General features: G+C 56.6%; 24 protein-coding genes. 19 read left to right on the top strand and 5 right to left on the bottom strand.

Annotation, left to right across the window (positions count from 1 at the left end; all coding sequences use genetic code 11):
* The first annotated feature begins 67 nt into the window (after positions 1–67).
* The 11 genes from ndk to ACMGG5_RS23410 all read left to right on the top strand — a co-directional run bounded on the left by ndk (position 68) and on the right by ACMGG5_RS23410 (position 12,264).
* A complete protein-coding gene (ndk, locus tag ACMGG5_RS23460; protein ID WP_003860625.1) occupies positions 68–499 on the top strand; it encodes a nucleoside-diphosphate kinase in 432 nt (143 codons plus the stop codon).
* Positions 500–668: 169 nt separating this feature from the next.
* Positions 669–1,835: a bifunctional tRNA (adenosine(37)-C2)-methyltransferase TrmG/ribosomal RNA large subunit methyltransferase RlmN gene (locus ACMGG5_RS23455; protein ID WP_014171168.1), complete on the top strand. Its 1,167-nt coding sequence runs from the start codon at positions 669–671 to the stop codon at positions 1,833–1,835.
* Between the two features lie 293 nt (positions 1,836–2,128).
* Positions 2,129–3,142: a cytoskeleton protein RodZ gene (gene rodZ / locus ACMGG5_RS23450; RefSeq protein WP_024908652.1), complete on the top strand. Its 1,014-nt coding sequence runs from the start codon at positions 2,129–2,131 to the stop codon at positions 3,140–3,142.
* A gap of 26 nt (positions 3,143–3,168) precedes the next feature.
* Entirely contained in the window at positions 3,169–4,287 is a 1,119-nt protein-coding gene (gene ispG, locus ACMGG5_RS23445; RefSeq protein WP_023308814.1) for a flavodoxin-dependent (E)-4-hydroxy-3-methylbut-2-enyl-diphosphate synthase, read from the top strand.
* Between the two features lie 80 nt (positions 4,288–4,367).
* Positions 4,368–5,642, top strand: a complete 1,275-nt coding sequence (gene hisS / locus ACMGG5_RS23440) for a histidine--tRNA ligase (protein WP_023333028.1) — start codon at positions 4,368–4,370, stop codon at positions 5,640–5,642.
* Positions 5,643–5,655: 13 nt separating this feature from the next.
* Positions 5,656–6,276 (top strand): YfgM family protein, encoded by a 621-nt coding sequence (locus ACMGG5_RS23435; RefSeq protein ID WP_024908653.1) that lies wholly within the window; start codon positions 5,656–5,658, stop codon positions 6,274–6,276.
* A 10-nt stretch (positions 6,277–6,286) separates the two neighbouring features.
* Complete coding sequence (gene bamB, locus ACMGG5_RS23430; protein ID WP_024908654.1) at positions 6,287–7,465, top strand: outer membrane protein assembly factor BamB; 1,179 nt, start codon at positions 6,287–6,289, stop codon at positions 7,463–7,465.
* Between the two features lie 112 nt (positions 7,466–7,577).
* Positions 7,578–9,053, top strand: a complete 1,476-nt coding sequence (der, locus tag ACMGG5_RS23425) for a ribosome biogenesis GTPase Der (protein WP_024908655.1) — start codon at positions 7,578–7,580, stop codon at positions 9,051–9,053.
* 301 nt (positions 9,054–9,354) lie between these two features.
* A complete protein-coding gene (locus ACMGG5_RS23420) occupies positions 9,355–10,899 on the top strand; it encodes a peptide MFS transporter (protein ID WP_420278582.1) in 1,545 nt (514 codons plus the stop codon).
* 58 nt (positions 10,900–10,957) lie between these two features.
* The gene (locus tag ACMGG5_RS23415; protein WP_420278581.1) at positions 10,958–11,992 is read left to right on the top strand and encodes a Gfo/Idh/MocA family oxidoreductase; all 1,035 of its coding nucleotides are present in this window, start codon (positions 10,958–10,960) and stop codon (positions 11,990–11,992) included.
* Between the two features lie 50 nt (positions 11,993–12,042).
* On the top strand, positions 12,043–12,264 hold the full coding sequence (locus ACMGG5_RS23410) for a zinc ribbon domain-containing protein (protein ID WP_061714638.1): 222 nt from the start codon (positions 12,043–12,045) through the stop codon (positions 12,262–12,264).
* On the opposite strand, the gene ACMGG5_RS23405 is transcribed toward ACMGG5_RS23410, so the two are convergent.
* From ACMGG5_RS23405 to xseA, 3 genes are read right to left on the bottom strand one after another with little or no spacing between them, the layout of a single operon-like run.
* A complete protein-coding gene (locus ACMGG5_RS23405) occupies positions 12,261–12,611 on the bottom strand; it encodes a protealysin inhibitor emfourin (protein WP_021241848.1) in 351 nt (116 codons plus the stop codon). The two genes, ACMGG5_RS23410 and ACMGG5_RS23405, sit on opposite strands and share 4 nt — an antisense overlap.
* Positions 12,612–13,631: a M4 family metallopeptidase gene (locus ACMGG5_RS23400; protein WP_420278580.1), complete on the bottom strand. Its 1,020-nt coding sequence runs from the start codon at positions 13,629–13,631 to the stop codon at positions 12,612–12,614. It lies immediately after the preceding gene.
* Between the two features lie 58 nt (positions 13,632–13,689).
* Complete coding sequence (gene xseA / locus ACMGG5_RS23395; protein WP_420278579.1) at positions 13,690–15,063, bottom strand: exodeoxyribonuclease VII large subunit; 1,374 nt, start codon at positions 15,061–15,063, stop codon at positions 13,690–13,692.
* A gap of 159 nt (positions 15,064–15,222) precedes the next feature.
* Here xseA and guaB point away from each other — a divergent pair, with 159 nt between their 5' ends.
* Together guaB and guaA are read left to right on the top strand one after the other, a co-directional pair.
* On the top strand, positions 15,223–16,689 hold the full coding sequence (gene guaB / locus ACMGG5_RS23390) for an IMP dehydrogenase (RefSeq protein ID WP_008502128.1): 1,467 nt from the start codon (positions 15,223–15,225) through the stop codon (positions 16,687–16,689).
* A gap of 67 nt (positions 16,690–16,756) precedes the next feature.
* A complete protein-coding gene (gene guaA, locus ACMGG5_RS23385) occupies positions 16,757–18,334 on the top strand; it encodes a glutamine-hydrolyzing GMP synthase (RefSeq protein WP_024908661.1) in 1,578 nt (525 codons plus the stop codon).
* A gap of 145 nt (positions 18,335–18,479) precedes the next feature.
* On the opposite strand, the gene ACMGG5_RS23380 is transcribed toward guaA, so the two are convergent.
* A complete protein-coding gene (locus ACMGG5_RS23380) occupies positions 18,480–18,698 on the bottom strand; it encodes a DUF7661 family protein (RefSeq protein WP_048991318.1) in 219 nt (72 codons plus the stop codon).
* A 235-nt stretch (positions 18,699–18,933) separates the two neighbouring features.
* Here ACMGG5_RS23380 and ACMGG5_RS23375 point away from each other — a divergent pair, with 235 nt between their 5' ends.
* From ACMGG5_RS23375 to ACMGG5_RS23360, 4 genes are all read left to right on the top strand, one after another.
* Complete coding sequence (locus ACMGG5_RS23375) at positions 18,934–19,419, top strand: GNAT family N-acetyltransferase (protein ID WP_048991314.1); 486 nt, start codon at positions 18,934–18,936, stop codon at positions 19,417–19,419.
* Between the two features lie 257 nt (positions 19,420–19,676).
* Positions 19,677–20,039, top strand: a complete 363-nt coding sequence (locus tag ACMGG5_RS23370) for a YcgJ family protein (protein WP_420278578.1) — start codon at positions 19,677–19,679, stop codon at positions 20,037–20,039.
* A gap of 217 nt (positions 20,040–20,256) precedes the next feature.
* Positions 20,257–21,453, top strand: coding sequence for an NAD(P)/FAD-dependent oxidoreductase (locus ACMGG5_RS23365; protein ID WP_420278577.1), 1,197 nt, complete (start codon positions 20,257–20,259; stop codon positions 21,451–21,453).
* Entirely contained in the window at positions 21,453–21,833 is a 381-nt protein-coding gene (locus tag ACMGG5_RS23360) for a DUF1641 domain-containing protein (protein WP_061714647.1), read from the top strand. The genes ACMGG5_RS23365 and ACMGG5_RS23360 overlap by 1 nt, the downstream gene beginning before the upstream one ends.
* Before the next feature lie 72 nt (positions 21,834–21,905).
* Here the strand turns inward: ACMGG5_RS23360 and ACMGG5_RS23355 are convergent, their stop codons facing one another.
* The gene (locus ACMGG5_RS23355) at positions 21,906–22,739 is read right to left on the bottom strand and encodes a MurR/RpiR family transcriptional regulator (RefSeq protein WP_024908667.1); all 834 of its coding nucleotides are present in this window, start codon (positions 22,737–22,739) and stop codon (positions 21,906–21,908) included.
* A gap of 292 nt (positions 22,740–23,031) precedes the next feature.
* Here ACMGG5_RS23355 and ACMGG5_RS23350 point away from each other — a divergent pair, with 292 nt between their 5' ends.
* Entirely contained in the window at positions 23,032–24,537 is a 1,506-nt protein-coding gene (locus ACMGG5_RS23350) for a CoA-acylating methylmalonate-semialdehyde dehydrogenase (protein WP_420278576.1), read from the top strand.
* Positions 24,538–24,548: 11 nt separating this feature from the next.
* Complete coding sequence (gene iolD, locus ACMGG5_RS23345; RefSeq protein ID WP_420278575.1) at positions 24,549–26,474, top strand: 3D-(3,5/4)-trihydroxycyclohexane-1,2-dione acylhydrolase (decyclizing); 1,926 nt, start codon at positions 24,549–24,551, stop codon at positions 26,472–26,474.
* Positions 26,475–26,500 lie beyond the last annotated feature (26 nt).

Below are 26,500 nucleotides of genomic sequence, written 5' to 3'. Positions count from 1 at the left end.
GCTCATTATAATCCGCGCCACACCATACTCAGGTATGCAAAACAACAGAACATTGACAGAGGTTATCATGGCTATTGAACGTACTTTTTCCATCATCAAACCAAACGCGGTGGCAAAAAACGTTATTGGCAGCATCTTCGCTCGCTTTGAATCTGCAGGGTTCAAAATTGTTGGCACCAAAATGCTGCACCTGACCGTTGAGCAGGCTCGCGGCTTCTACGCTGAGCACGAAGGTCGCCCATTCTTTGACGGCCTGGTGGAGTTCATGACCTCCGGTCCAATCGTGGTATCCGTGCTGGAAGGCGAAAACGCAGTACAGCGTCACCGCGACCTGCTGGGCGCAACCAACCCGGACAACGCGCTGGCCGGTACTCTGCGCGCTGACTACGCTGACAGCTTCACCGAGAACGGCACCCACGGTTCTGACTCTGTTGAATCTGCTGCACGCGAAATCGCTTTCTTCTTTGCAGAAGGCGAAGTGTGTCCACGTACCCGTTAATTTAACGGTTTCGTTTACACATTATTTTCGTAAATGCCGCGTCCAGACGTGGCATCCCTGCGCCAGACTTTGTACAATGCAACGCCCCGGACGAGCAGACCGCTTTCCGGGGCGTTTCTATTCAACCCTCCATGGGCCATAACGTGTAACAACGAGGCCGGAAAATATTATGTCTGAACTAGTGAATACCTCCGAAGTCGCCATTCCTGCGGTTCCCAATAAAAATGGAAAAATCAACCTGCTGGATCTGAACCGTCAGCAGATGCGCGAGTTCTTTAAAGAGATGGGCGAAAAGCCGTTTCGTGCCGATCAGGTCATGAAGTGGATGTACCATTACTGCAGCGACAATTTTGATGACATGACTGACATCAACAAGGTCCTGCGCAATAAGCTCAAAGAAGTGGCTGAAATCCGTGCACCGGAAGTGGTGGAAGAGCAGCGCTCCGCGGATGGCACCATCAAATGGGCGATTGCGGTCGGCGATCAGCGCGTTGAAACCGTCTACATCCCTGAAGAAGACCGCGCGACGCTGTGCGTCTCCTCCCAGGTTGGCTGTGCGCTGGAGTGCAAATTCTGCTCAACCGCGCAGCAAGGCTTTAACCGTAACCTGCGCGTGTCAGAAATTATCGGCCAGGTCTGGCGTGCCGCGAAAATCGTGGGCGCGGCAAAAGTGACCGGCACGCGTCCTATCACCAACGTGGTGATGATGGGGATGGGTGAGCCGCTGCTGAACCTGACCAACGTCGTTCCGGCGATGGAAATCATGCTGGATGACTTTGGCTTTGGTCTGTCTAAGCGTCGCGTCACGCTGTCTACCTCAGGCGTTGTGCCTGCGCTGGACAAGCTTGGCGACATGATTGACGTTGCGCTGGCGATCTCCCTGCACGCGCCAAACGATGAAATTCGTGACGAAATTGTGCCGATCAACAAAAAGTACAATATCGAAACCTTCCTCGCTGCCGTACGTCGCTACCTGGAGAAATCCAACGCCAACCAGGGCCGCGTGACCATCGAGTACGTGATGCTGGATCACGTCAACGACGGCACCGAACATGCGCATCAGCTGGCTGAACTGCTGAAAGATACGCCGTGCAAAATCAACCTGATCCCATGGAACCCGTTCCCGGGCGCGCCGTATGGCCGTAGCTCGAACAGCCGTATCGACCGTTTCTCCAAGGTGCTGATGGAGTATGGTTTCACCACCATCGTGCGTAAAACCCGTGGTGACGACATTGATGCCGCATGCGGACAGCTGGCAGGTGATGTCATTGACCGTACTAAACGTACCCTGCGTAAACGCATGCAGGGCGAGACGATCGCGGTTAAAGCTGTTTGATTATTATGCACTCGCGGCGCATTATCTGCGCCGTGAAGCATAACCTTACTGAATAATCAGTCAGATTCGTGATGACTGATCAATAATTACGGTGCGTTTCATTCGACTTTCGGGCAGTATGTAACGACGTAACAACAGTTTAGCCGTACGGGCAGGGCTGTACTGTCATCTCTGGGCTGACAGTCTTATACTCTCTGTTCAAGGTTAACTGACCAGAAGTTTCGCGGTGCGGGTGGCATTGTGACTCACCGGCGCCTGAACCCTTATTTTTCACGTACCAGTAGTTGTAGCGAATGAATACTGAAGCCACTCACGACCAACATGAAGCACTCTCCACTGGCGTTCGTCTTCGCAACGCCCGTGAACAACTCGGACTCAGCCAGCAAGCCGTTGCGGAACGCTTGTGCCTGAAGGTTTCCACGGTTCGCGATATTGAAGAAGATAAGGCGCCTGCCGATCTGGCTTCAACGTTCTTGCGCGGTTATATCCGCTCTTACGCAAAACTGGTGCACATCCCCGAAAACGAATTACTGCCAATGATGGAGAAGCAGGCGCCGGTCCGTGCAGCAAAAGTTGCGCCGATGCAGACCTTCTCCCTGGGGAAACGTCGTAAAAAACGTGATGGCTGGCTGATGAGCTTTACCTGGCTGGTGCTGTTTGTGGTCATCGGTCTGACCGGTGCATGGTGGTGGCAAAACCACAAGGCGCAGCAGGAAGAGATCACCACCATGGCCGATCAATCCTCCGCCGAACTTAACCAGGCCGGAAGTGAGAACGGCCAGAGCGTGCCGCTGAATACCGACGGCGCAGCGTCCTCCAGCGAGCCACAGACCGCAGCGCCAGACGCGTCGGCGACCGGTGCAGCACAGGCCCCGGCAGCAACGGCTAACACCGCTGCGCCGCAGGCTCAGGATCAAAACGCGGTTGTTGCCCCTTCTCAGGCGAATGTTGATACGGCGGCGAACGCGCCTGCGGCTACCCAGCCTGCAGACAATAGCGCAGCGACTCTGCCAACCAGCCCGGCGGGTACGGCGACAGCAGCCGATCCCAACGCGCTGGTGATGAACTTCAGCGCCGACTGCTGGCTGGAAGTAACTGACGCGACAGGTAAAAAACTGTTCAGCGGCCTGCAGCGCAAAGATGGCACGTTAAACCTAACCGGCCAGGCTCCTTATAAACTTAAAATCGGCGCTCCGGCAGCGGTACAGATCCAGTATCAAGGAAAACCTGTCGACCTGAGCCGCTTTATCAGAACTAACCAGGTTGCACGTCTTACCGTTAATGCCGAACAATCAGCAGCACAGTAACAGACGGGCAACGCGGGAGATTTTTCATGCATAACCAGGCTCCGATTCAACGTAGAAAATCGAAACGGATTTACGTTGGGAATGTGCCAATCGGCGATGGGGCACCTATCGCCGTTCAGTCGATGACCAACACGCGCACCACCGATGTGGAAGCGACGGTCAATCAAATCAAAGCATTAGAACGTGTAGGCGCGGACATTGTTCGCGTCTCCGTCCCAACCATGGATGCCGCTGAGGCGTTCAAACTGATCAAACAGCAGGTCAGCGTTCCGCTGGTGGCTGATATCCACTTCGACTACCGCATCGCACTGAAAGTGGCCGAATACGGCGTCGATTGCCTGCGTATTAACCCGGGCAACATCGGTAACGAAGAGCGTATCCGCATGGTCGTGGACTGCGCCCGGGATAAAAATATTCCTATCCGTATTGGCGTTAACGCCGGTTCACTGGAAAAAGATCTGCAGGAAAAATACGGTGAGCCTACGCCGCAGGCGCTGCTCGAATCCGCGATGCGCCACGTCGATCATCTCGATCGTCTCAACTTCGATCAGTTCAAAGTCAGCGTAAAAGCGTCCGACGTGTTCCTTGCCGTAGAATCTTACCGCCTGCTGGCAAAGCAGATCGACCAGCCTCTGCACCTCGGGATCACCGAAGCGGGCGGCCTGCGCAGCGGTTCGGTAAAATCCGCGATCGGTCTGGGGCTGCTGCTCTCTGAAGGGATCGGTGACACCCTGCGCGTCTCGCTGGCGGCCGATCCGGTCGAAGAGATCAAAGTCGGTTTCGATATTCTGAAATCACTTCGTATTCGCGCGCGTGGGATCAACTTCATTGCCTGCCCAACCTGTTCACGTCAGGAGTTTGATGTGATCGGGACGGTGAATGCCCTTGAGCAACGTCTTGAAGACATTATCACCCCGATGGACGTTTCCATCATCGGCTGTGTGGTAAACGGTCCGGGTGAAGCGCTGGTGTCAACCCTGGGCGTAACCGGCGGTAACAAGAAAAGTGGTCTCTATGAAGATGGCGTTCGTAAAGATCGTCTGGATAATAGCGACATGATCGACCAGCTTGAAGCCCGCATCCGCGCCAAAGCCGCCATGATGGACGAAACACAGCGTATCAGCGTTCAGCAGGTTGAAAAATAACGTGATGGGAAGCGTGCCGCTTCCCATGTATGATTGAACCCATTCTTTGGGTTTTTTTTGTATATAGAAAGAGAATAAACGTGGCAAAAAACATTCAAGCCATCCGCGGCATGAACGATTATCTGCCTGGCGAAACCGCCATCTGGCAGCGCATTGAAGGCACACTGAAGCAGGTGCTCGGCAGCTACGGTTACAGCGAAATCCGTTTGCCGATTGTAGAGCAGACCCCGTTATTCAAACGCGCGATTGGTGAAGTCACCGACGTGGTTGAAAAAGAGATGTACACCTTTGAGGACCGCAACGGCGACAGCCTGACCCTGCGTCCGGAAGGTACGGCGGGCTGCGTACGCGCCGGCATCGAACATGGTCTTCTGTACAATCAGGAGCAGCGCCTGTGGTATATCGGCCCGATGTTCCGCCACGAACGTCCTCAGAAAGGTCGTTATCGCCAGTTCAATCAGCTGGGTGTGGAAGTCTTTGGTCTGCAGGGCCCGGACATCGACGCCGAACTGATTATGCTGACCGCCCGCTGGTGGCGTGCGCTCGGTATCGCCGATCACGTTTCCCTTGAACTGAACTCTATTGGTTCTCTGGAAGCTCGCGCTAACTACCGAGATGCGCTGGTTGCGTTCCTGGAGCAGCATAAAGAGAAGCTGGACGAAGACTGCAAGCGTCGCATGTACAGCAACCCGCTGCGTGTTCTGGATTCCAAAAACGCGGATGTTCAGGCACTGCTGAACGATGCGCCTGCGCTTGGCGACTACCTGGATGAAGAATCTCGCGAACACTTCGCGGGCCTGTGCAAGCTGCTTGAAGCGGCAGGCATCGCCTATACCGTGAATCAGCGCCTGGTGCGCGGACTGGACTACTACAACCGTACCGTGTTTGAGTGGGTGACCAGCAGCCTCGGCTCTCAGGGCACCGTATGCGCGGGCGGCCGTTATGACGGTCTGGTTGAGCAACTTGGTGGTCGCGCAGCGCCTGCTGTGGGCTTTGCTATGGGCCTTGAACGACTTGTTTTGCTGGTTCAGGCAGTTAATCCGGAATTTAAAGCAGAATCCGTTGTCGATATATACCTGGTGGCCTCAGGCGCGGAAACGCAGTCTGCGGCGATGCAGCTTGCCGAACGCGTGCGCGATGCGCTGCCGGGCGTTAAGCTGATGACCAACCATGGCGGCGGCAACTTCAAAAAACAGTTTGCTCGTGCCGATAAGTGGGGCGCAAGTATTGCACTGGTGCTGGGCGAGTCCGAAGTGGCTAACGGCGAAGTGGTGGTGAAGGACCTGCGCTCTGGTGAGCAGACAACGGTAACGCAGGACGGCGTTGCGGCGCACTTGCGCACTCTATTGGGCTAAGGAGAAGGACTGCGTGGAAATTTACGAGAACGAACACGATCAGGTCGACGCGATTAAACGCTTCTTTGTTGAAAACGGCAAAGCGCTGGTTGTTGGGGTTATTTTAGGTGTCGGTGCGCTGGTGGGCTGGCGTTACTGGAACAATCATCAGGCAGATTCTGCGCGCGGCGCGTCCCTGTCCTATGAAAATACCGTGAGCGCAATTCGTGCCGATCAGCCGCAAACGCTGACGGCGGCAGAGAAATTTGCGGCTGACAACAAAAACACCTACGGTGCACTGGCTGCGCTGGAAGTGGCTCAGCAGTACGTTGATAAGAACGAACTGGATAAAGCCGCTGCTCAGCTCTCTCAGAGCCTTGCTGCGGCCAGCGATGATAACCTGAAAGCGGTGATCAATCTGCGCCTGGCACGTATTCAGGTTCAGCAGAAGAAAGCTGACGATGCGCTGAAAACGCTCGATACCATCAAAGGCGAAGGTTTTGCTGCCATCGTTGCCGATCTGCGCGGTGAAGCACTGCTGAGCAAAGGTGACAAAGCGGGCGCGCGTAAAGCGTGGCAAGCTGGCGTAGAGAGCAACGCTTCACCTGCGCTGAGCGAAATGATGCAGATGAAAATAAATAATTTGTCCGTCTGAGAGGGACCCGATGCAATTGCGTAAATTACTTCTGCCAGGACTGCTTTCTGTTACGTTATTGAGTGGTTGTTCACTGTTCAGTGGCGAAGAAGACGTTGTGAAAATGTCCCCACTGCCGACGGTTGAAAACCAGTTTACCCCATCCACCGCGTGGGATGTCTCCGTGGGCAGTGGGATTGGTGATTTCTATTCCAACCTTCATCCGGCCTATGCAGACAGCGTTGTCTATGCCGCTGACCGCAAAGGTACCGTGAAAGCGGTGAACGCCGATGACGGAAAAGAAGTGTGGTCCGTTAACCTGGCGGAAAAAGACGGCTGGTTCTCCCGTAAGCCTGCACTGCTGTCTGGCGGCCTGACCGTTGCCGGTGGCCACGTCTACGTGGGCAGCGAAAAAGCGCAGGTTTATGCCCTGAACAGCAGCGACGGCTCCATTGCCTGGCAAACAACCGTAGCGGGTGAATCCCTGTCTCGCCCGGTGGTGAGCGACGGCCTGGTGCTGATTCATACCAGCAACGGCCAGCTGCAGGCGCTGAACGAAGCGGACGGTCTGGTGAAATGGACCGTTAACCTGGATATGCCTGCACTCTCTCTGCGCGGCGAATCCGCTCCGGCTACCGCATTTGGCGCTGCCATTGTGGGCGGTGACAACGGTCGCGTGAGCGCAGTGCTGATGCAGCAGGGCCAGATGATCTGGCAGCAGCGTATCTCTCAGGCCACTGGCTCAACGGAAATTGACCGTCTGAGCGACGTAGACACAACGCCGGTCATCGTTAACGGTGTGGTTTACGCGCTGGCCTATAACGGCAACCTGACCGCGCTGGATCTGCGCAGCGGCCAGATCATGTGGAAACGTGAGCTGGGCTCTGTGAACGATTTCATCGTTGAGGGTAACCGTATCTATATGGTTGACCAGAACGACCGTCTGCTGGCTCTGAGCACCGAAGGCGGCGTAACGCTGTGGACGCAAAGCGACCTGCTGCACCGTCTGCTGACCTCGCCAGCGCTGTACAACGGTAGCCTGGTTGTGGGCGACAGCGAAGGGTATATGCACTGGATCGATCCGGATAACGGCCGCTTTGTTGCACAGCAAAAAGTCGACAGCTCTGGTTTCCTGACCGATCCGGTTGTGGCCGATGGCAAGCTGCTGATTCAGGCAAAAGACGGCACGCTGTACGCGATCACGCGTTAATTACCCGGCGGTTGTAGTATACTAAACGGCTCCTGTTCACTCAGGAGCCGTTTTGACATTTTTAAAAACGCCGCGAAAGCGACGTTATTTTGAATTTTATGAGGCTTCAAACATGGTACCTGTGGTCGCGCTTGTCGGGCGCCCTAACGTTGGAAAATCCACTCTTTTTAACCGTTTAACACGCACCCGTGATGCGCTGGTTGCGGATTTCCCGGGGCTGACGCGTGACCGTAAGTACGGTCGTGCAGAGGTGGAAGGACGCGAGTTCATCTGTATTGATACCGGTGGTATTGACGGCACAGAAGACGGCGTTGAAACCCGCATGGCGGAACAGTCGCTGCTGGCGATTGAAGAAGCGGATGTGGTGCTGTTTATGGTGGATGCTCGCGCTGGCCTGATGCCGGCGGATTCCGCTATCGCTAAGCACCTGCGTTCACGCGAAAAACCGACCTTCCTGGTGGCGAACAAAACCGACGGCATCGATGCCGATCAGGCCATCGCGGATTTCTGGTCTCTGGGCCTGGGTGAAATCTACCCGATTGCGGCATCGCATGGCCGTGGCGTCACCAGCCTGCTGGAAACCGTTCTGCTGCCGTGGGTTGACGAAGTGAACCCGCCGGAAGAAGTAGACGAAGACGCTGAATACTGGGCGCAGTTCGAAGACGGAGAAGAGGGCGAAGAAGAAGAGCCTGAAGACGACTTCAACCCGCAGGATCTGCCGATCAAGCTGGCAATCGTGGGTCGTCCAAACGTAGGTAAGTCTACACTTACTAACCGTATTCTGGGTGAAGAGCGCGTGGTCGTTTACGATATGCCGGGCACCACCCGCGACAGTATCTACATCCCTATGCAGCGCGATGAGCGTGAATATGTCCTCATCGACACCGCCGGGGTGCGTAAGCGCGGGAAAATCACCGATGTGGTGGAAAAATTCTCCGTTATCAAAACCCTGCAGGCTATTGAAGATGCCAACGTCGTGCTGCTCGTCATCGACGCACGCGAAGGGATCTCCGATCAGGACCTCTCTCTGCTCGGCTTTATCCTCAATAGTGGGCGCTCACTGGTTATCGTGGTCAACAAATGGGATGGCCTGAGCAACGAGGTTCGTGAGCAGGTGAAAGAGACCCTAGACTTCCGTCTGGGCTTTATCGACTTTGCCCGCGTGCACTTCATCTCTGCGCTGCACGGCAGCGGCGTCGGTAACCTGTTCGAATCCGTGCGTGAAGCGTATGACAGCTCCACCCGTCGTCAGAGCACCGCGATGCTGACGCGCATCATGAACATGGCTGCAGAAGACCATCAGCCGCCGCTGGTGCGCGGCCGTCGCGTGAAGCTGAAATATGCCCACGCCGGTGGTTATAACCCGCCAATCGTGGTGATCCACGGCAACCAGGTGAAAGACCTGCCGGATTCCTACAAGCGCTACCTGATGAACTACTTCCGTAAATCGCTGGACGTGATGGGCACGCCTATCCGTATCCAGTTCAAGGAAGGGGAAAACCCGTTCGCCAACAAGCGCAACACCCTGACGCCAAATCAGATGCGTAAGCGTAAACGCCTGATTAAGCACATTAAGAAAAGCAAATAAGCTTTGCCGCTCTCATGAAAGCCCGCGATTATCGCGGGCTTTTTTTTTGCCGAATCATACCGCCGGTTTTCTCAGTGTGAAGTCAATCACTATTCACTTTTAACCATGTTTAAATCTAAGAAAGTAGACAATCGTCGAATTTTCATCTTAAAGTCCAGGGTCCGGTACTAGACAAAACTAGCGCCTGGTTATCAAATGGTTAACTAACTTTTCGCCGCACGTAAAAAATCGGCCAGATACGTAACTGGCCGGCGTACCTGCTGGTGTTTACAAGCACGACGACATACCTTTCGGGAGAATTATGCAAACCACTGTTAATCAAAAAGAGAGCCGAACGTTCTTCGGCCATCCGTATCCGCTCGGTTCGCTGTTCTTCACCGAGATGTGGGAGCGTTTCTCGTTTTACGGCATTCGTCCGTTACTGATCCTGTTTATGGCCGCCACCGTCTATGACGGCGGGATGGGCCTGGCGCGTGAAAACGCCTCGGCGATTGTCGGCATCTTTGCCGGTACCATGTACCTGGCCGCGCTGCCGGGCGGCTGGCTGGCGGATAACTGGCTCGGTCAGCAGAGAGCCGTCTGGTACGGTTCGATCCTTATTGCGCTCGGTCACCTGTCGATTGCGCTCTCGGCGGTGATGGGCAACAACCTGTTCTTTATCGGCCTGATGTTCATCGTGCTCGGCTCCGGGCTGTTCAAGACCTGTATTTCAGTGATGGTCGGTACCCTGTATAAAAAAGGCGACGCGCGTCGCGACGGCGGCTTCTCGCTGTTCTATATGGGTATCAACATGGGCTCGTTCATCGCGCCGCTGATTTCCGGCTGGCTGATTAAAACCCACGGCTGGCACTGGGGCTTTGGCATTGGCGGTATCGGGATGCTGGTGGCGCTGATTATCTTCCGCGTGTTTGCCGTTCCGGCAATGAAACGCTATGACGGCGAAGTCGGCCTCGACTCCACCTGGAATAGCCCGGTGGTGAAGCGTAACGGCGTGGGCGTTTGGCTGCTGGCGCTGGCGGCTGGCGTGGCAACGATAGTAACGCTGATTGCGCAGGGCGTGATTGTGATTAACCCGGTCGCGGTGGCTAGCGTGCTGGTCTACGTGATCGCGGCGTCCGTTGCCCTCTACTTCATTTATCTGTTTGTTTTTGCGGGTCTGAACCGTAAAGAGCGCGCCAGACTGCTGGTCTGCTTTATTCTGCTGATCTCCGCGGCGTTCTTCTGGTCCGCGTTTGAACAGAAGCCAACCTCGTTCAACCTGTTTGCCAACGACTACACTAACCGCATGATCGGCGATTTTGAAATCCCGGCGGTGTGGTTCCAGTCAATCAACGCCCTGTTCATCATCCTGCTGGCACCGGTGTTCAGCTGGGCGTGGCCGAAGCTCGCGAGCATGAACATTCGCCCGAGCAGCATCACCAAGTTTGTTATCGGTATTTTGTGTGCCGCAGCGGGCTTTGGCCTGATGATGCTGGCGGCACAAAACGTGCTGAGCAACGGTGGGGCGGGCGTGTCGCCGTTCTGGCTGGTGGGCAGCATCCTGATGCTGACGCTCGGCGAACTGTGTCTCAGCCCGATTGGCCTGGCGACCATGACGCTGCTGGCGCCGGAGAGAATGCGCGGTCAGATGATGGGGCTGTGGTTCTGTGCGAGCGCGCTGGGTAACCTGGCGGCGGGCCTGATTGGCGGCCACGTGAAGGCCGACCAACTGGATATGCTGCCGGATCTCTTTGCGCGCTGCTCCGTCGCGCTGCTGATTTGTGCCGCGGTACTGATCGTCCTCATTGTTCCGGTACGCCGCATGCTGGAAAATGCGCAGACTAAACCGGCAGCTAACGCCTCATAAACCTCGAGCTTGCCGGGGCGGCGTTATGCCCCGGCAATTTACTCAACGAGGTAAGAATATGCTGTTAGGGTTTGTGGGTCTTGGCGCAGTCGTTGAAACAGCTTACCTGCCCGCAATACGAAAATGCTTTGATAATCCCCCTCACTGTTTAGGCTTTGATATCCAGCCCGTAAAACAGCCGGAGGGGGTAACGCGCTGCGCCACACTGGCTGAACTCCTCTCCCAGCCGCTTGATACCCTGTTTATTACCACGGCGTCGCTGCACCATCTTGAGGTGCTTGAACACGCTCTCGCCTCATCGGTTTCCCGCATCGTAGTTGAAAAACCGATTGTCGCCACGCTGTCCCAAATCGAAAAGCTCAACGCGCTGCTGGCAAACCCCAACGTCGCATCCCGCGTGCTGGCGCTCGATCACTGGATGGCGCGCATCGAAACGGTGAAGCGGTCGCTGGTTGGCAATGTCTCTGACATCGTCAAAATCGACGGCTTTTTGCAGGAGCCGAGCGGAGTTAACGCCGCTGGGCAACCCATCGCGCTTAACTTTGCCACCGGCGAGCCGGACACCCGTACGCTTCGCCACCCGGACGGCGTGATTCTGGATATCGGTACGCACGTGCTGAAGATGCTGCGCGAAACGGTGCGTTATCTGGGAGGGAATGATGAGATGACGTTGCAGGTGGTGACGGCTAAAGACCGCCTGGGCCGCGATATCGCAAAAGGCGACCTGACCACGGCGGAGGGCGAGGCGCATCTGCAGGGCCTCATCAGCGGCGTGCCGGTGGATATCTGGCTTAATAAATATGCGGGACCCGCTGGCGGGCAAAAAGGCTTACGGCTCTGGTTGCGTGACGGGCGGACCATCAGTTACGACCGGCGCGGCGCTGAAGATGTACTGGAGATGATCGATGGCGACACGCGGCAATGCTGGACAATTCCCGGCACAATCTACGAGCACTGTCTTGCCGGGCATATTCTGGGCACCAACAGCTTGTTTGAACGGGATCCGCACGAGGTGATCCGCACAACGCGTCGCCGAATCGAGGAAGTGACGCTGCTGCTGACCTTGCAGCAACAGCTGCGTGGCCCGCACTGAACGCAACGTGGTAAAATTATTGCAGACCAGAATGCTATTAAGGAGTCACCATGACGATTACCTGCCCGGATTGCCAGGCACCGCTTGAGCCCCTGAACGGGGTGGCACACTGCGAGAGCTGTAATAAGGATATTGCGCTTGAAGCCCGCTGCCCGGAGTGCCATCAGCCACTCCAGGTCTTAAAATCCTGCGGGGCGGTGGATTATTTCTGTCAGAACGGCCACGGTCTTATTTCTAAAAAACGCGTGGAGTTTGTTCGGGCCGAAGGTTAATCGCACACGCAGCCTTCGCCTTTCTTCCACAGCTCGACCAGCGACTCGGGCGCTTCCTGCTCCGGTACCAGCACGATGATATCGGCGTAGTGCGCCTGATTTTGCCCGGTCCAGATAATCTGGATGCGGAAATAGCGCTGGTCGCCGCTGCCGGGTGACGAGGCCTGTCCCGGCGGCTGACCGCGCGGAAAGGCCTGCTCCAGGATGCTTACCAGACGCTGGCGCTGGGCCTCATTGAGCGATGAGAGCGCGATGGTGCGCTGGCCGCTCAGCTTGGGAATATAGGCGACGCCGCCTTCCCGGGCCAGCTCAACCACGGCGTCATCCGTCAGTTCCGGAACCTGCATTTACAACACTCCTACCTGTTCCCAGGCTTGTTTAATGGCCGCCCCAACGTCGCCGCCGGAGCGTTTCTCTCCGTGCGCGATCGTCAGTTTTGCGAAGGCCTCAAAATCTGCATCCTGCGCCAGATTGCGATCGCAAACCGTGTCGTACCAGGCATAACCCGCTTTTTCCCAGGCGTAGCCGCCGATCGCCGTCGCGGCCAGATAAAATGCCCGGTTGGGGATGCCGGAGTTGAGATGAACGCCGCCGTTATCCTCGCGCGTTTTAATGAAATCTTTCATGTGCGCGGGCTGCGGGTCTTTGCTGAGCAGCGGATCGTTGTAGGCGGTGCCGGGTTCAGACATTGAGCGCAGCCCTTTACCGTTGATCCCTTTCGCCAGCAGCCCTTCACCAATCAGCCAGTCCGCTTTATCGGCGGTTTGCTTCAGATGGTACTGCTTCACCAGTGAGCCAAACACGTCCGACAGCGACTCGTTCAGCGCGCCGGACTGCTCAAAGTAGATAAGCCCGGCTTCGGTCTCGGTCACGCCGTGGCTCAGCTCGTGCGCCACCACGTCGATGGCGATGGTAAAGCGGTTAAATATTTCCCCGTCGCCGTCGCCAAATACCATCTGCTGACCATTCCAGAAGGCGTTCTGATATTCCCGACCGTAATGAACGGTGCCGGTTAAAATAAGCCCTTTGTTATCGAGCGAATCGCGCTGATATTCCTTCCAGAAAAAATCATGGGTAATACCCAAATAATCGTAGGCTTCGTCTACCGCCACATCGCCGTTCGACGACTGGCCTTCGTAACGCACCTGCGTACCCGGCAGCTCCTGAGTTTGCTTCGCATCGTAGATGTCCCGCTCCAGCTGTCCGACTTTATTCACATGCGGCGCGGCGGGTTTGCCCGGCATGTGGGCCATCAGCGTCTGGACGTGGGTTAAGGTCTGACGGGCACAGCGCTGCTGCGGTTCGGAACCGCTTTCGATAATACGACGAAGAATATAAGGGGGAATCACGCTATAAAGATGGGACATGCTGCTCTCCTTATTAAAAAAGGGAATAGCAGCAGTATAGTAAGTAACCGGCGAAGAATTATCCGGTTTTACGCTGACGCGTCTTTTTCACCGGTTTAATTGATTTCACTTCGCTTTCTACCCAGCCGTCTGAAAGACGCGTCGTCAGCACATCGCCGGTATTTACCTGTTTGGTCTGCTTGAGCACTTTGCCGTCCGTCGCCGTCGTCACGCTATAGCCGCGCGCCAGCGTGGAGAGGGGGCTGACCGCTTCAAGGTGGGTCACCGCATTGCCAAAACGTTCGCGGGTGGTGCTCAGTCGGGCGCGGAGAGTCTCTGCCAGACGGTACTCCAGCTGCTGTATCCGCGTTTGCGCGCGATAAATTTTCGGCTGTGGGTTCTGCTGGTTCAGGCGCTGCGTCACGCGCTGCTGGCGCGACACCGCGCGCTTGATCTGCGTGTCCACCGCCACGTTCATGCGCTGACGCAGACGCTCCAGCACGGTTTGCTGACGCGCCAGGCGCAGCTGCGGGTGCTGCTGCTGGAGACGGTGATGAAGCTGGGTAAAGCGGCGGGTACGGTTGGCAAGGAAGTAGTCCATCGCCATCTCAAGACGCTGCTGGCCGTTCTGAATCTGACGCAGCAGCTCCAGCTGGTTTCGGCTGACCACTTCCGCCGCCGCGGACGGCGTAGGCGCGCGCAGATCCGCGACAAAATCGGCAATCGTCACGTCCGTTTCGTGGCCGACGGCGCTCACCACGGGGATCTGACTTGCAAAGATTGCCCGCGCCACGCGCTCGTCGTTGAAGCTCCACAGATCTTCCAGCGAGCCGCCGCCGCGTCCGACGATTAAGACGTCGCACTCCTGACGCGCGTTCGCCAGCGCTATGGCGCGCACAATCTGGCCCGGCGCATCGTCACCCTGCACGGCGGTCGGGTAGATGATCACGGGCAGGGAAGGGTCGCGACGCTTCAGAACGTGTAAAATATCGTGCAGTGCTGCACCGGTTTTCGAGGTGATGACACCCACGCAGTGGGCAGGCGAGGGTAGCGGCTTTTTGAACTGCTGGTCGAAAAGTCCCTCTTCCGAGAGCTTAGCCTTTAACTGTTCATACTTTTGCTGCAGCAGGCCTTCGCCCGCAGGCTGCATGCTCTCGACGATAATTTGATAATCACCGCGCGGCTCATACAGGGTGATATTGGCGCGCACCAGAACCTGCTGGCCGTGCTGAGGACGGAACGTCACGCGGCGGTTGCTGTTGCGGAACATCGCGCAGCGCACCTGGGCGGTATCGTCTTTTAAGGTAAAGTACCAGTGTCCGGAGGAGGGCTGCGTGAAGTTAGAGATCTCACCGCTGATCCAGACCTGCCCCATTTCCTGCTCAAGCAGCAAACGCACCGTCTGATTCAGGCGGCTGACGGTATAAATTGAGGGGGATTGAGAGGATAACATGTGAGCGGGATCAAATTCTAAATCAGCAAGTTATTCAGTCGATAGTAACCTGCTGAGAGGTGAGCGCAAGCATTTTTTTTAAAAAAGTGTGGATGCAATCGGTTACGCTCTGTATAATGCCACGGCAATATTTAACCACCCAGGTCAGAGATATTGCCCATGCTACGTATCGCTAAAGAAGCACTGACGTTTGACGACGTCCTCCTCGTTCCCGCTCACTCCACCGTTCTGCCGAATACTGCCGATCTCAGCACGCAGTTGACGAAAACCATTCGCCTGAACATTCCTATGCTCTCTGCGGCAATGGACACCGTGACTGAAGCGCGCCTGGCTATTGCCCTGGCACAGGAAGGTGGCATTGGCTTTATTCACAAAAACATGTCTATCGAACGTCAGGCGGAAGAAGTTCGCCGCGTGAAGAAACATGAATCCGGCATCGTGTCCGATCCTCAGACCGTTCTGCCAACCACCACGCTGCACGAAGTGAAGGCCCTGACCGAACGTAACGGCTTCGCCGGTTACCCGGTTGTGACCGAGGAGAACGAGCTGGTCGGTATCATCACCGGTCGTGACGTGCGTTTCGTGACTGACCTGAACCAGCCTGTCAGCGTCTACATGACGCCAAAAGAGCGTCTGGTCACCGTTCGCGAAGGTGAAACCCGCGACGTGGTGCTGGCAAAAATGCACGAAAAACGCGTTGAAAAAGCGCTGGTTGTTGACAGCAACTTCCACCTGCGCGGCATGATCACCGTTAAAGATTTCCAGAAAGCAGAACGTAAACCGAACGCCTGTAAAGACGAGCATGGCCGTCTGCGCGTCGGTGCTGCGGTTGGCGCAGGTGCCGGTAACGAAGAGCGCGTTGACGCGCTGGTTGCTGCGGGCGTTGACGTCCTGCTGATTGACTCCTCTCACGGCCACTCCGAAGGCGTTCTGCAGCGTATTCGTGATACCCGTGCCAAATACCCTGACCTGCAGATCATCGGCGGTAACGTGGCCACTGGCGCAGGCGCTCGTGCGCTGGCTGACGCTGGCTGCAGCGCGGTGAAAGTGGGTATCGGCCCTGGCTCTATCTGTACCACGCGTATCGTGACCGGCGTGGGCGTTCCGCAGATCACCGCCGTGTCTGACGCGGTTGAAGCCCTGGAAGGGACCGGTATTCCGGTTATCGCTGACGGCGGTATCCGCTTCTCTGGCGATATCGCCAAAGCGATCGCTGCGGGCGCAGCTGCCGTGATGGTAGGCTCCATGCTGGCCGGTACCGAAGAATCCCCGGGTGAAATCGAACTCTACCAGGGCCGTTCTTACAAATCCTACCGCGGCATGGGCTCCCTGGGCGCGATGTCCAAAGGTTCATCTGACCGTTACTTCCAGACCGATAACGCCGCTGACAAACTGGTACCGGAAGGTATCGAAGGTCGCGTTGCCTATAAAGGCCGTCTGAAAGAGATCATTCACCAGCAGATGGGCGGCCTGCGCTCCTGTATGGGTCTGACCGGCTGTGGTACCATTGACCTGCTGCGTACTAAAGCGGAATTCGTACGCATCAGCGGTGCGGGTATCCAGGAGAGCCACGTTCACGACGTGACGATCACCAAAGAGTCCCCGAACTACCGTCTGGGCTCCTGATAAGTTTCCGCGCCCGGCTTCTGCCGGGCGCTCTGTTTTTGTTTCACTTGCCTCGGAATTAGCGTCAATGACGGAAAACATTCATAAACATCGCATTCTCATCCTGGACTTCGGTTCTCAGTACACTCAGCTGGTGGCGCGTCGCGTACGTGAACTGGGCGTTTACTGTGAGCTGTGGGCGTGGGATGTCACGGAAGCACAGATTCGCGAATTCAATCCAAGCGGCATCATCCTGTCCGGCGGCCCGGAAAGCACCACCGAAGAGAACAGCCCGCGCGCGCCGCAGTACGTGTTCGAAGCTGGCGTGCCGGTATTCGGCGTCTGCTACGGTATGCAGACCATGGCAATGCAGCTGGGCGGCCACGTAGAAGGTTCTAACGAGCGTGAGTTCGGCTATGCGCAGGTAGAAGTGGTGACCGACAGCGCGCTGGTGCGCGGTATCGAAGACTCCCTGACCGCAGACGGCAAACCGCTGCTGGACGTGTGGATGAGCCACGGCGACAAAGTCACCGCTATCCCGTCTGACTTCGTCACCGTTGCCAGCACCGAGAGCTGCCCGTTTGCCATCATGGCGAACGAAGAAAAACGCTTCTACGGCGTGCAGTTCCACCCGGAAGTGACCCACACCCGTCAGGGTATGCGCATGCTGGAGCGCTTCGTGCGTGACATCTGCCAGTGTGAAGCCCTGTGGACCCCGGCAAAAATCATCGACGACGCCGTTGAGCGTATCCGCCAGCAGGTTGGCGATGACAAAGTGATCCTCGGCCTCTCCGGCGGCGTGGACTCCTCCGTGACCGCGATGCTGCTACACCGCGCCATCGGTAAAAACCTGACCTGCGTGTTCGTGGATAACGGCCTGCTGCGCCTGAACGAAGCCCAGCAGGTTATGGACATGTTTGGCGACCACTTCGGTCTGAACATCGTTCACGTAGAAGGCGAGCAGCGCTTCCTGGACGCGCTGAAAGGCGAGAACGATCCGGAAGCGAAACGTAAGATCATCGGCCGCGTGTTCGTGGAAGTGTTCGACGAAGAAGCGCTGAAGCTGGACGACGTGAAGTGGCTGGCGCAGGGTACCATCTACCCTGACGTGATCGAATCCGCGGCATCCGCCACCGGTAAAGCGCACGTCATCAAATCTCACCACAACGTGGGCGGCCTGCCGAAAGAGATGAAGATGGGTCTGGTTGAACCGCTGCGCGAGCTGTTCAAAGACGAAGTGCGTAAGATCGGTCTGGAACTGGGTCTGCCGTACGACATGCTCTACCGTCACCCGTTCCCGGGCCCGGGTCTGGGCGTGCGCGTGCTGGGCGAAGTTAAGAAAGAGTACTGCGACCTGCTGCGTCGCGCGGACGCGATCTTCATCGAAGAGCTGCACAAAGCTGACCTGTACAACAAGGTAAGCCAGGCGTTCACCGTGTTCCTGCCGGTTCGCTCCGTCGGCGTAATGGGCGATGGCCGCAAGTACGACTGGGTTGTTTCCCTGCGTGCGGTGGAAACCATCGACTTCATGACCGCGCACTGGGCGCACCTGCCGTATGACTTCTTAGGCCGCGTGTCTAACCGCATCATCAACGAAGTGAACGGTATTTCCCGCGTGGTGTATGACATCAGCGGTAAGCCACCGGCTACGATTGAGTGGGAATGATTTCCCAACCGGATACGTCTGGTACTAACAGGTTCTAAATTATCTCTAAGCCCGCGGATTGCGGGCTTTTTTTGGGCCATGGCTGGTAGCATCATGTCAGGTGAGTGCCAGGTGCGGGCGCAACGTAATGCTATCCATTAAATCCTTATTCGATGCGTTCCACATTTGGATGACGATCGTTTGCGGATTCATGGAAAATGTCACCCAGCCAGCCGGCAATATCGCCTTCAGCCATATCGTCTGGAATAGCGATGTCATAGAGTCGAGAAAACTTTCTCTCCGTCAGGTCAGCACGAAATACCAGCCACCGATCGTGCTTACGTTGAACGCCAATATGCCGTCCAAAAACGTTATATATCAGCATATGCAATCTCCGATCATGCTAGTGAGTTCATGTATCTATGATACATACGTCAGATCAGGCCAGAGCGTAAATCGTACAAAGCTGAAAGGTCAGCGTCCGCTTTTCGCTAAAAATGCTTTAATCAACTATGGAACAACTGCGTTATTTTAACAATTTGCGGTAGAAACTTTATAGATATAGCTTTATTGCTTTTATATTAATTTTAAATTGATATATTTTGCTTAAGGAGGCATGCGTGAACATTACCATCTGCAAACCACACGAATATCCTGATTTAGTTGATATTTTTCTCGAGATGGAAAACTACTATAATCAGGAGCTTTGCTTGTCCAGGAATGACATGACCGCATATCTGAGGGATAAGGTCTTTGCCGTCGGCTCTAATACCGAAGTTCACAAAGTGGTTTTTGATGGAGTAATAGCTGCGTTTTCATGTGTATCAGTGATGTACCCTTCACCACGTTTCAGCGGGCAAATGTTTATCAAAGAGCTTTTTGTTTCTGCACCTTTCAGAAGGACTGGAATTGGTAGAAAGCTGATGAGTTTTATAGCCTGTCGAGCACAAGAGCGGGGGTGTTTACAACTCGATTGGTTATCTGTTGCAGCAGACCCATTGGCGCAGAAGTTTTATGAGTCTCTCGGTGCTCAAGTTATCAAGAGTGTTAACTATCATCGGGTTTTTGGCACCAAAATAGATGAGCTTGCCCGTAGTGCCGGCTGAAGTACTGTGGGAAAGACATGCACTGTTGATAAAAATAGCATAACTGTAGATCCGCTCCTTGCTCACACTGGACCTAACCAGGATAGGGCCCTTACAATTGCCTCCGAGCCGAACTTTCGACAACTGTTAGGTCAACAAAAAGCCATACGGGGCATTTCCTGCTGAAACTCAGAACCCTCCAGGATTTTTCACCCTCATCATGGTTCCACCGCGCCCGGTGCAAAGCCGACACTCATTAACCAACGGAGATTATCATCTTGAACAAGTCAATACTCGCATGCTCTGTGGCCGCGCTGCTGGCCGTGTCCGCCATGTCCGCCCAGGCCAGGACCCCCGCCAGGCTCAAGTCGCCAGTATCGGGCGTGCTCTGCGACCGATATGTATGCGCCAATGACAAGGGATTATCCCGCGCGTTGACAGAGACCTATCTCGGTAAGAAGGCTGCTGCAAACGAGGTGTTCACGTCGAGCAATGTCGATCTGACTGAATTCACCTTTGCCAACGGTATTTTCTGCAATGTGAAGGAGCGACTGTGCCGTGAAGATCGCTATTATGGCGCGAACGGACAGCGCTCCGGGGCGGTATCTAAAAAGTACACAACGCTGCTGTTTGGCGAATAATGGTGATGAAAAGAGACCACAGTGAAAGGCGACGTTATAGAGATATAAATTATATTTTGTAGTGTATATTATAAATGATGATCTGTTTGTCAAAATTAAATTTCTTATTAATGGTTGCATTGCGGAATATTACTCTGTTACTACGCTTTAGCTGAGCGTAACAGTGAAGCGGTCTGGTTACGTGAATTCCCATTCACTACCATGAGCGAATAAAGGAATGAAAAACCGCATAATGATTGTCGGCGGCGGCACGGGAGGAACAATTGTCGCCAACCTTCTGGCCAGGAAATTACGACGTGAAATTGCTGCCGGTCAGGTAGAGCTGGTACTGATTTCCGAATCACCGGTGCACTACTACAAACCCGCCTTTATGTACGTCGCTTTTAACCTCTTCCATCATCATGAGCTGGCCCGGCCTGAACGGCAGTTACTGAGTCCTGAAATTCAATTTATTACCGACAGGATTGAATCTTTCGATTTTAAGCAGCGGCGACTGTACGGTGCCAGTAAACGATATTACGACTGGGACCTGCTGGTTATCGCAACGGGCTGCACGCCTTTCCCCCAAAAAATCCCTGGCCTTGCCGACGCGGGCGACCATTTTTATCAATATGCGGCGGCAAGACAGCTAGCGCATAAGCTCGCCACCATCAAAAAGGGGCGAATATTTATTACCGTCTCTTTCCCGGAAACGCCGAATGTTCCCCACCAGTGCGGCATTGCCCCTATTGAAACCACGCTGATGGTTGACGACTATCTGCGCCAGCGTGGGGTGCGTAATCAGGTTGAGATTGTTTATACCTATCCGACCGTCGCGCAGTTGCTGCGAAACTGTCTGTTCCTGCAGCGTCCGGTGGGGGAGGCGCTGGGCGATATTTTTGCCGCCAAAGGAATACAGCATCAGCGCGGTTTTACCCTAAGCCATGTCGATCCTGACAGCAAAATTGCCTATTCCGCCGAGGGCGATTCACAGAACTTCGACATCCTGATGGCAACGCCTCCCATCAGGGCGGTCGAAGCGGTGCGTGATACGGGACTGAGTGAGGTTCAGAACGGTGAAGGCTGGTTGCCGACGGATCACCAGACGCTCGGCGTCTACGGCTTAGAAGGCGTGTATGTGATCGGCGATACCGTTGACCTCCCGATCAGTAAAGCGGGAGGGTCGTGCCACAACCAGGCGCCCATCATTGCTGACAACATTGTGGCGGAGCTGTACGGCAGACCGCCCGGAAGCGGTAACCATTATGATGGACGGGTTCAGGCCGTCGCGCAGATGGGGCTCTGGGCCGGCATGCCGTTGGTATATGACTATCGCAATGACGTGACCCCCACGCCGGCGACTAAACTCGGCGGCATGCTGCGAAACGGTTTTAACCGTGGACTGTATTGGGGCGTCGTGAGGGGGATGTTCTGATGAGTGACCAGGAACAGTTACTAAAAAGCCTTGCCCCGCTTATGGCGGGCAATCGCCTGAATAATCTGGTTGATCTGCTCGCCGTCGTCGCAGACCTGCTGGAAATGGCCGATAGCGCGATGGTCGAAAAACTGGCTGGCGTTTTTGAAGATGTCGTGACAGTCGGCTGGGAAGGGGGAACCGCGCTACGCATGGCGTGGGGAGAGCAAATTAACCGGGAAGGGGATATCTCGCTTCGGCAGGTGTTCACCATGCTTAACGATCCTGATACCCGCCGCGGCATTATGCTTTTATTGCGGGTGTTACAGATTACGGGGCAACGTCTGAATTCCCTCTCTTCCGTCAGTTATTCTGATTGCCCCGAGATAAGGAGCCGTTAATGTCTGGCTGATGCTCTTCAGGTGGTCGGGTATCGGCTATGCCTTACCCGGCCCACCAAAGTGTATTGGGGGCTATTTCTCCCCGCTCCCCAGTCGATATGCCAGCGCCACCACCAGCGACTGCACCAGGCACAGCGTCGCCGACTGAGACCGAAACGCGTCCACCTGCGCCTCTTTCACCACAAAGCAGAGATCGCTGAACGTCGCCAGGGGGCTGATTTGGCTGTCCGTAATCACGATCTGCCGCGCGCCGACGCTGGCGGCGGTTTCGCTGACCATCACCGTCTCTTCCGCGTACGGCGAGAAGCTGATCGACACCACGATGTCGCGCGCCTTAATGCGGCTGATCTGCTCGCGCAGCATGCCGCCCATCCCGTCGAGTAGGATAGGGCGACACTCCAGGTGGCTCAGGGCGTAGGTCAGATACGCGGCAACGCTAAAGGAGCGACGCAGTCCGGCGATGTAGATGGTGTCGGCATCGGCCAGCAGCTGTACCGCGCGCTCCAGCATCTCCGGCTCGGCGCGGGCGGCCAGCTGCTGTAGCGCCTGCGCGTTTGAACGGGCGAACTCCTGCAGGATATCGAGCGGCGTTTCCGGCACGGCCTCGCTCTCCATCTCGCGGAACAGTCGGGCGCGGTCGCTGTAGCTGGCGGTCTCCTCCACCAGGTTCATGCGAAACAGCTGTTTCATTTCGTTGAAGCCGGTGAAGTCAAAGGCATTAGCAAAGCGGATCAGCGTCGAGGGCGGCACGTCGGCGCGCTCGGCAATGACGGCAACCGTATCGAAGGCCACGCTGTTGGTATTGTCCAGCACGTAGCGGGAGACCTGCTGCAGCCTCTTGCTCAGGCTATCGTAGCGATCGCGGATTTGCTGCTGCAGTTCGTTCAGGCTGGTTGCTGTCGTCATCTTATCCCCCAAATACAGTCTTATGATTCTAAACGCAAAACCGCGTCTTTTAAATGTCGGCCATCCATCTGGCAGCAAAAATGAAACAGAAGCTTCAGTCATTTCCTCGCCCGAAATCCCTTAATAGCGCACGCTGCGTCAGTGGTGCTGGCTGTTAACATAAAAATCCATCCTTGATCACAATAATCATCATTTATTTTATTTCAACTTAAAATGGAATATTTGTTTCATATATAGTGGTCAGTACACAGTGTTCAGGTCACAGTCACGTATCAACAGCGAGAGGTTAAGGATGGAGACGGTAGCGAATTTTATTCACGGCGAATGTGTCACCGGTTCAGGCCAGCGCGTTCAGGCGATCTTCAACCCGGCCACCGGCGAGCAGATCCGCCAGGTGGTGATGAGTACGGCACAGGAAACGGAGCAGGCGATTGCCGCCGCGCAGCAGGCGTTTCCGGCGTGGGCGCGTCATGCTCCGCTTAAGCGCGCGCGCGTGATGTTCCGCTTCAAAGCGCTGCTGGAAGAGAACATGGATCGCCTGGCCCGCCTCATCAGCGAAGAGCACGGCAAGGTCTTCTCCGACGCGGTGGGCGAGCTGACCCGCGGCCTGGAGGTGGTGGAGTTTGCCTGCGGTATTCCGCATCTGCAAAAGGGCGAACACTCGGCGAACGTCGGTACCGGCGTTGACAGCCACTCGCTGATGCAGCCGCTCGGGGTCTGCGCCGGGATCACGCCGTTTAACTTCCCGGCTATGGTGCCGATGTGGATGTTCCCGATTGCGCTGGCGACCGGCAACACCTTCGTGCTGAAGCCGTCGGAAAAAGATCCTTCACTCGCGCTCGCGCTGGCGCAGCTGCTGAAAGAGGCCGGCCTGCCGGACGGCGTCTTCAACGTGGTGCAGGGCGATAAGGAGTCTGTTGACGTGCTCCTGACCGACCCGCGCGTGCAGGCGGTGAGCTTTGTCGGCTCCACGCCGATTGCGGAATACATTTACCAGACCGCCTCCACCCACGGTAAGCGCTGCCAGGCGCTGGGCGGCGCGAAAAATCACTGCATTTTAATGCCGGATGCGGACATGGAGATGGCGACCAACGCCATCATGGGCGCGGCCTACGGCGCGGCGGGGGAACGCTGCATGGCGCTCTCGGTGGTGCTGGCGGTGGGGGATAACACCGCCGATGACCTCTGCGCCCGGCTGGAAAAACAGATTGCCGCGCTGCGCGTCGGACCGGGTCTTGACCAGACGCCGGAAAACGAAATGGGACCGCTTATCTCCTCCGCACACCGCAGCAAGGTGCTGGGCTATATCGACAGCGGGGAAGCGCAGGGAGCGAAACTTCGCGTGGACGGTCGCGGCTTCAGCGTGAAGGGGCACGAGCAGGGTTACTTCGTCGGGCCGACGCTGTTCGATAACGTCACCCCGGAGATGACCATCTATAAAGAAGAAATTTTCGGCCCGGTGCTTTCTGTGGTGCGCGTAGCAGATTACGCAAGCGCGGTGGATCTGATTAACCGCCATGAATATGGTAATGGCTCGGCAATCTTCACCCGCGATGGCGGCTGCGCGCGCCGCTTCTGCGAAGAGGTGCAGGCGGGCATGGTGGGGGTCAACGTGCCAATCCCGGTGCCGATGGCATTCCACAGTTTCGGCGGCTGGAAGCGCTCTATCTTCGGGGCGCTCAACGTCCACGGCAACGACGGCGTGCGTTTCTACACCCGAATGAAAACCATCACCGCGCGCTGGCCGGAAATGCAGCAGGAGACAGGCGCTGCGTTCTCCATGCCGACGCTGGGCTGACAGGAGGCGTTATGCAAACCGAACGTATGACCATGGCCCAGGCGCTGGTCCGGTTCCTTAATCAACAGTACGTTAGCGTGGACGGCAACGAAACGCCCTTCGTGGAGGGCGTCGCCACCATCTTTGGGCACGGCAACGTGCTGGGTATCGGCCAGGCGCTGGAGCAGGACCCCGGTCATCTGCAGGTGATGCAGGGCTGCAACGAGCAGGGCATTGCCCATATGGCGACGGGATTCGCCAAACAGCACCGTCGTCAGCGCATCTTTGCCGTCACCTCCTCCGTCGGGCCGGGCGCCGCCAATATGGTCACGGCGGCGGCAACCGCCACGGCGAACCGCATCCCGCTGCTGCTGCTCCCGGGCGATATTTACGCCAGCCGCCAGCCGGACCCGGTGCTGCAGCAGATCGAGCAGTATCACGACCTCAGCATCAGCACCAACGACTGCTTCCGTCCGGTCTCCCGCTACTGGGACCGCATTAACCGTCCCGAGCAGCTCATGAGCGCGATGCTCAGCGCGATGCGAACGCTTACTGACCCGGCAGATACCGGTGCGGTAACGATTTGCCTGCCGCAGGACGTGCAGGGGGAAGCGTGGGATTACCCGCTGAGCTTCTTCGCGCGTCGCGTGCACCACATCGAGCGTCGTCCGCCCGATCCGCAGCGTCTGGCGCAGGCGCGGGCGCTGATCGCCCGCAAGCGGCGTCCGCTGGTGGTATGCGGCGGAGGGGTGCGCTATTCCGGCGCGCATGAGGCGTTTCGCGACTTTGTCGAGACGCTGCAGCTGCCGTTTGCCGAAACCCAGGCCGGAAAGGGGGCGCTGGTGAGTGACCACCCACTTAACCTCGGTGGCGTAGGGGTGACGGGCGGGATGGCGGCCAACCAGCTCGCGCCGCAGGCTGACCTGGTGATTGGTATCGGCACGCGCCTGACCGACTTTACCACCGGCTCCAAGGCGCTCTTTTCCCATCCGGACGTCGAATTTCTGCTGCTGAACGTGGCCGAGTTTGACGCCCTGAAGCTGGATGCTACGGCGCTGATTGCCGATGCCCAAACCGGGCTCCAGGCATTGACCCACATGCTCGGTGATTACCGCAGCGGCTGGGGAGAGGCGATCGCTGAGGCGAAGTCCGCCTGGCGCGACGAGTGCCGTCGCCTGTGGGATCGCCAGTGGCGTCCGGACGACGCGCCCGAAGTGGCGGGGCACCTGGACGCGCAGCTGGCGGAGTACGGCGAGACGCTCAACACCCGCCTGACCCAGACGCGGGTACTGGGGCTGATCAACCAGCATATTGAAGATAACGCCATCGTGGTGGGCGCGGCCGGTTCGCTGCCGGGGGATTTACAGCGCCTCTGGCAGGTCAAAACGCCGGAAAGCTATCACCTGGAGTACGGCTACTCCTGCATGGGCTATGAGATTGCGGCGGCTATCGGCGCGAAGCTTGCCCGACCCGAGCAGCCGGTTTATGCCATGGTGGGGGATGGCTCTTACATGATGCTGCACTCCGAGCTGCAAACCGCCGTGCAGGAGGGGATTAAGATCACCGTTCTACTGTTTGATAACGCCAGCTTCGGCTGCATTAACAACCTGCAGATGGGGCACGGCATGGGCAGCTTTGGCACGGAAAACCGTCATCGCAACCCGGAAACCGGACGGCTTGACGGGCCGCTGGTGAAGGTCGACTTTGCGCAAAACGCGGAAAGCTACGGCTGCCGCGCGTGGCGGGTGCACGACGAGCAAACCCTGCTGGCGGCGCTGGAGGCGTCACGCGCCCATCCGGGCCCGACGCTGCTGGACATCAAGGTGCTGCCGAAGACCATGACCCACGACTACGCCTCCTGGTGGCGAACCGGTGATGCGCAGGTGGCGGAATCGTCTGCCGTGCGTGAGGCCGCGGAGCAAACGCAGGCGCAGGTGAAAAAAGCCCGTCAGTATTAAGATTTTCCGCCGTAACGAAATTTTCA

The sequence above is a fragment of the Enterobacter sp. BNK-34 genome (assembly GCF_048684445.1).
Taxonomy (GTDB): domain Bacteria; phylum Pseudomonadota; class Gammaproteobacteria; order Enterobacterales; family Enterobacteriaceae; genus Enterobacter; species Enterobacter pseudoroggenkampii.
The sequence above is the reverse complement of the archived record's forward strand: the minus strand, read 5'-3'. Positions and strand labels throughout refer to the sequence as shown.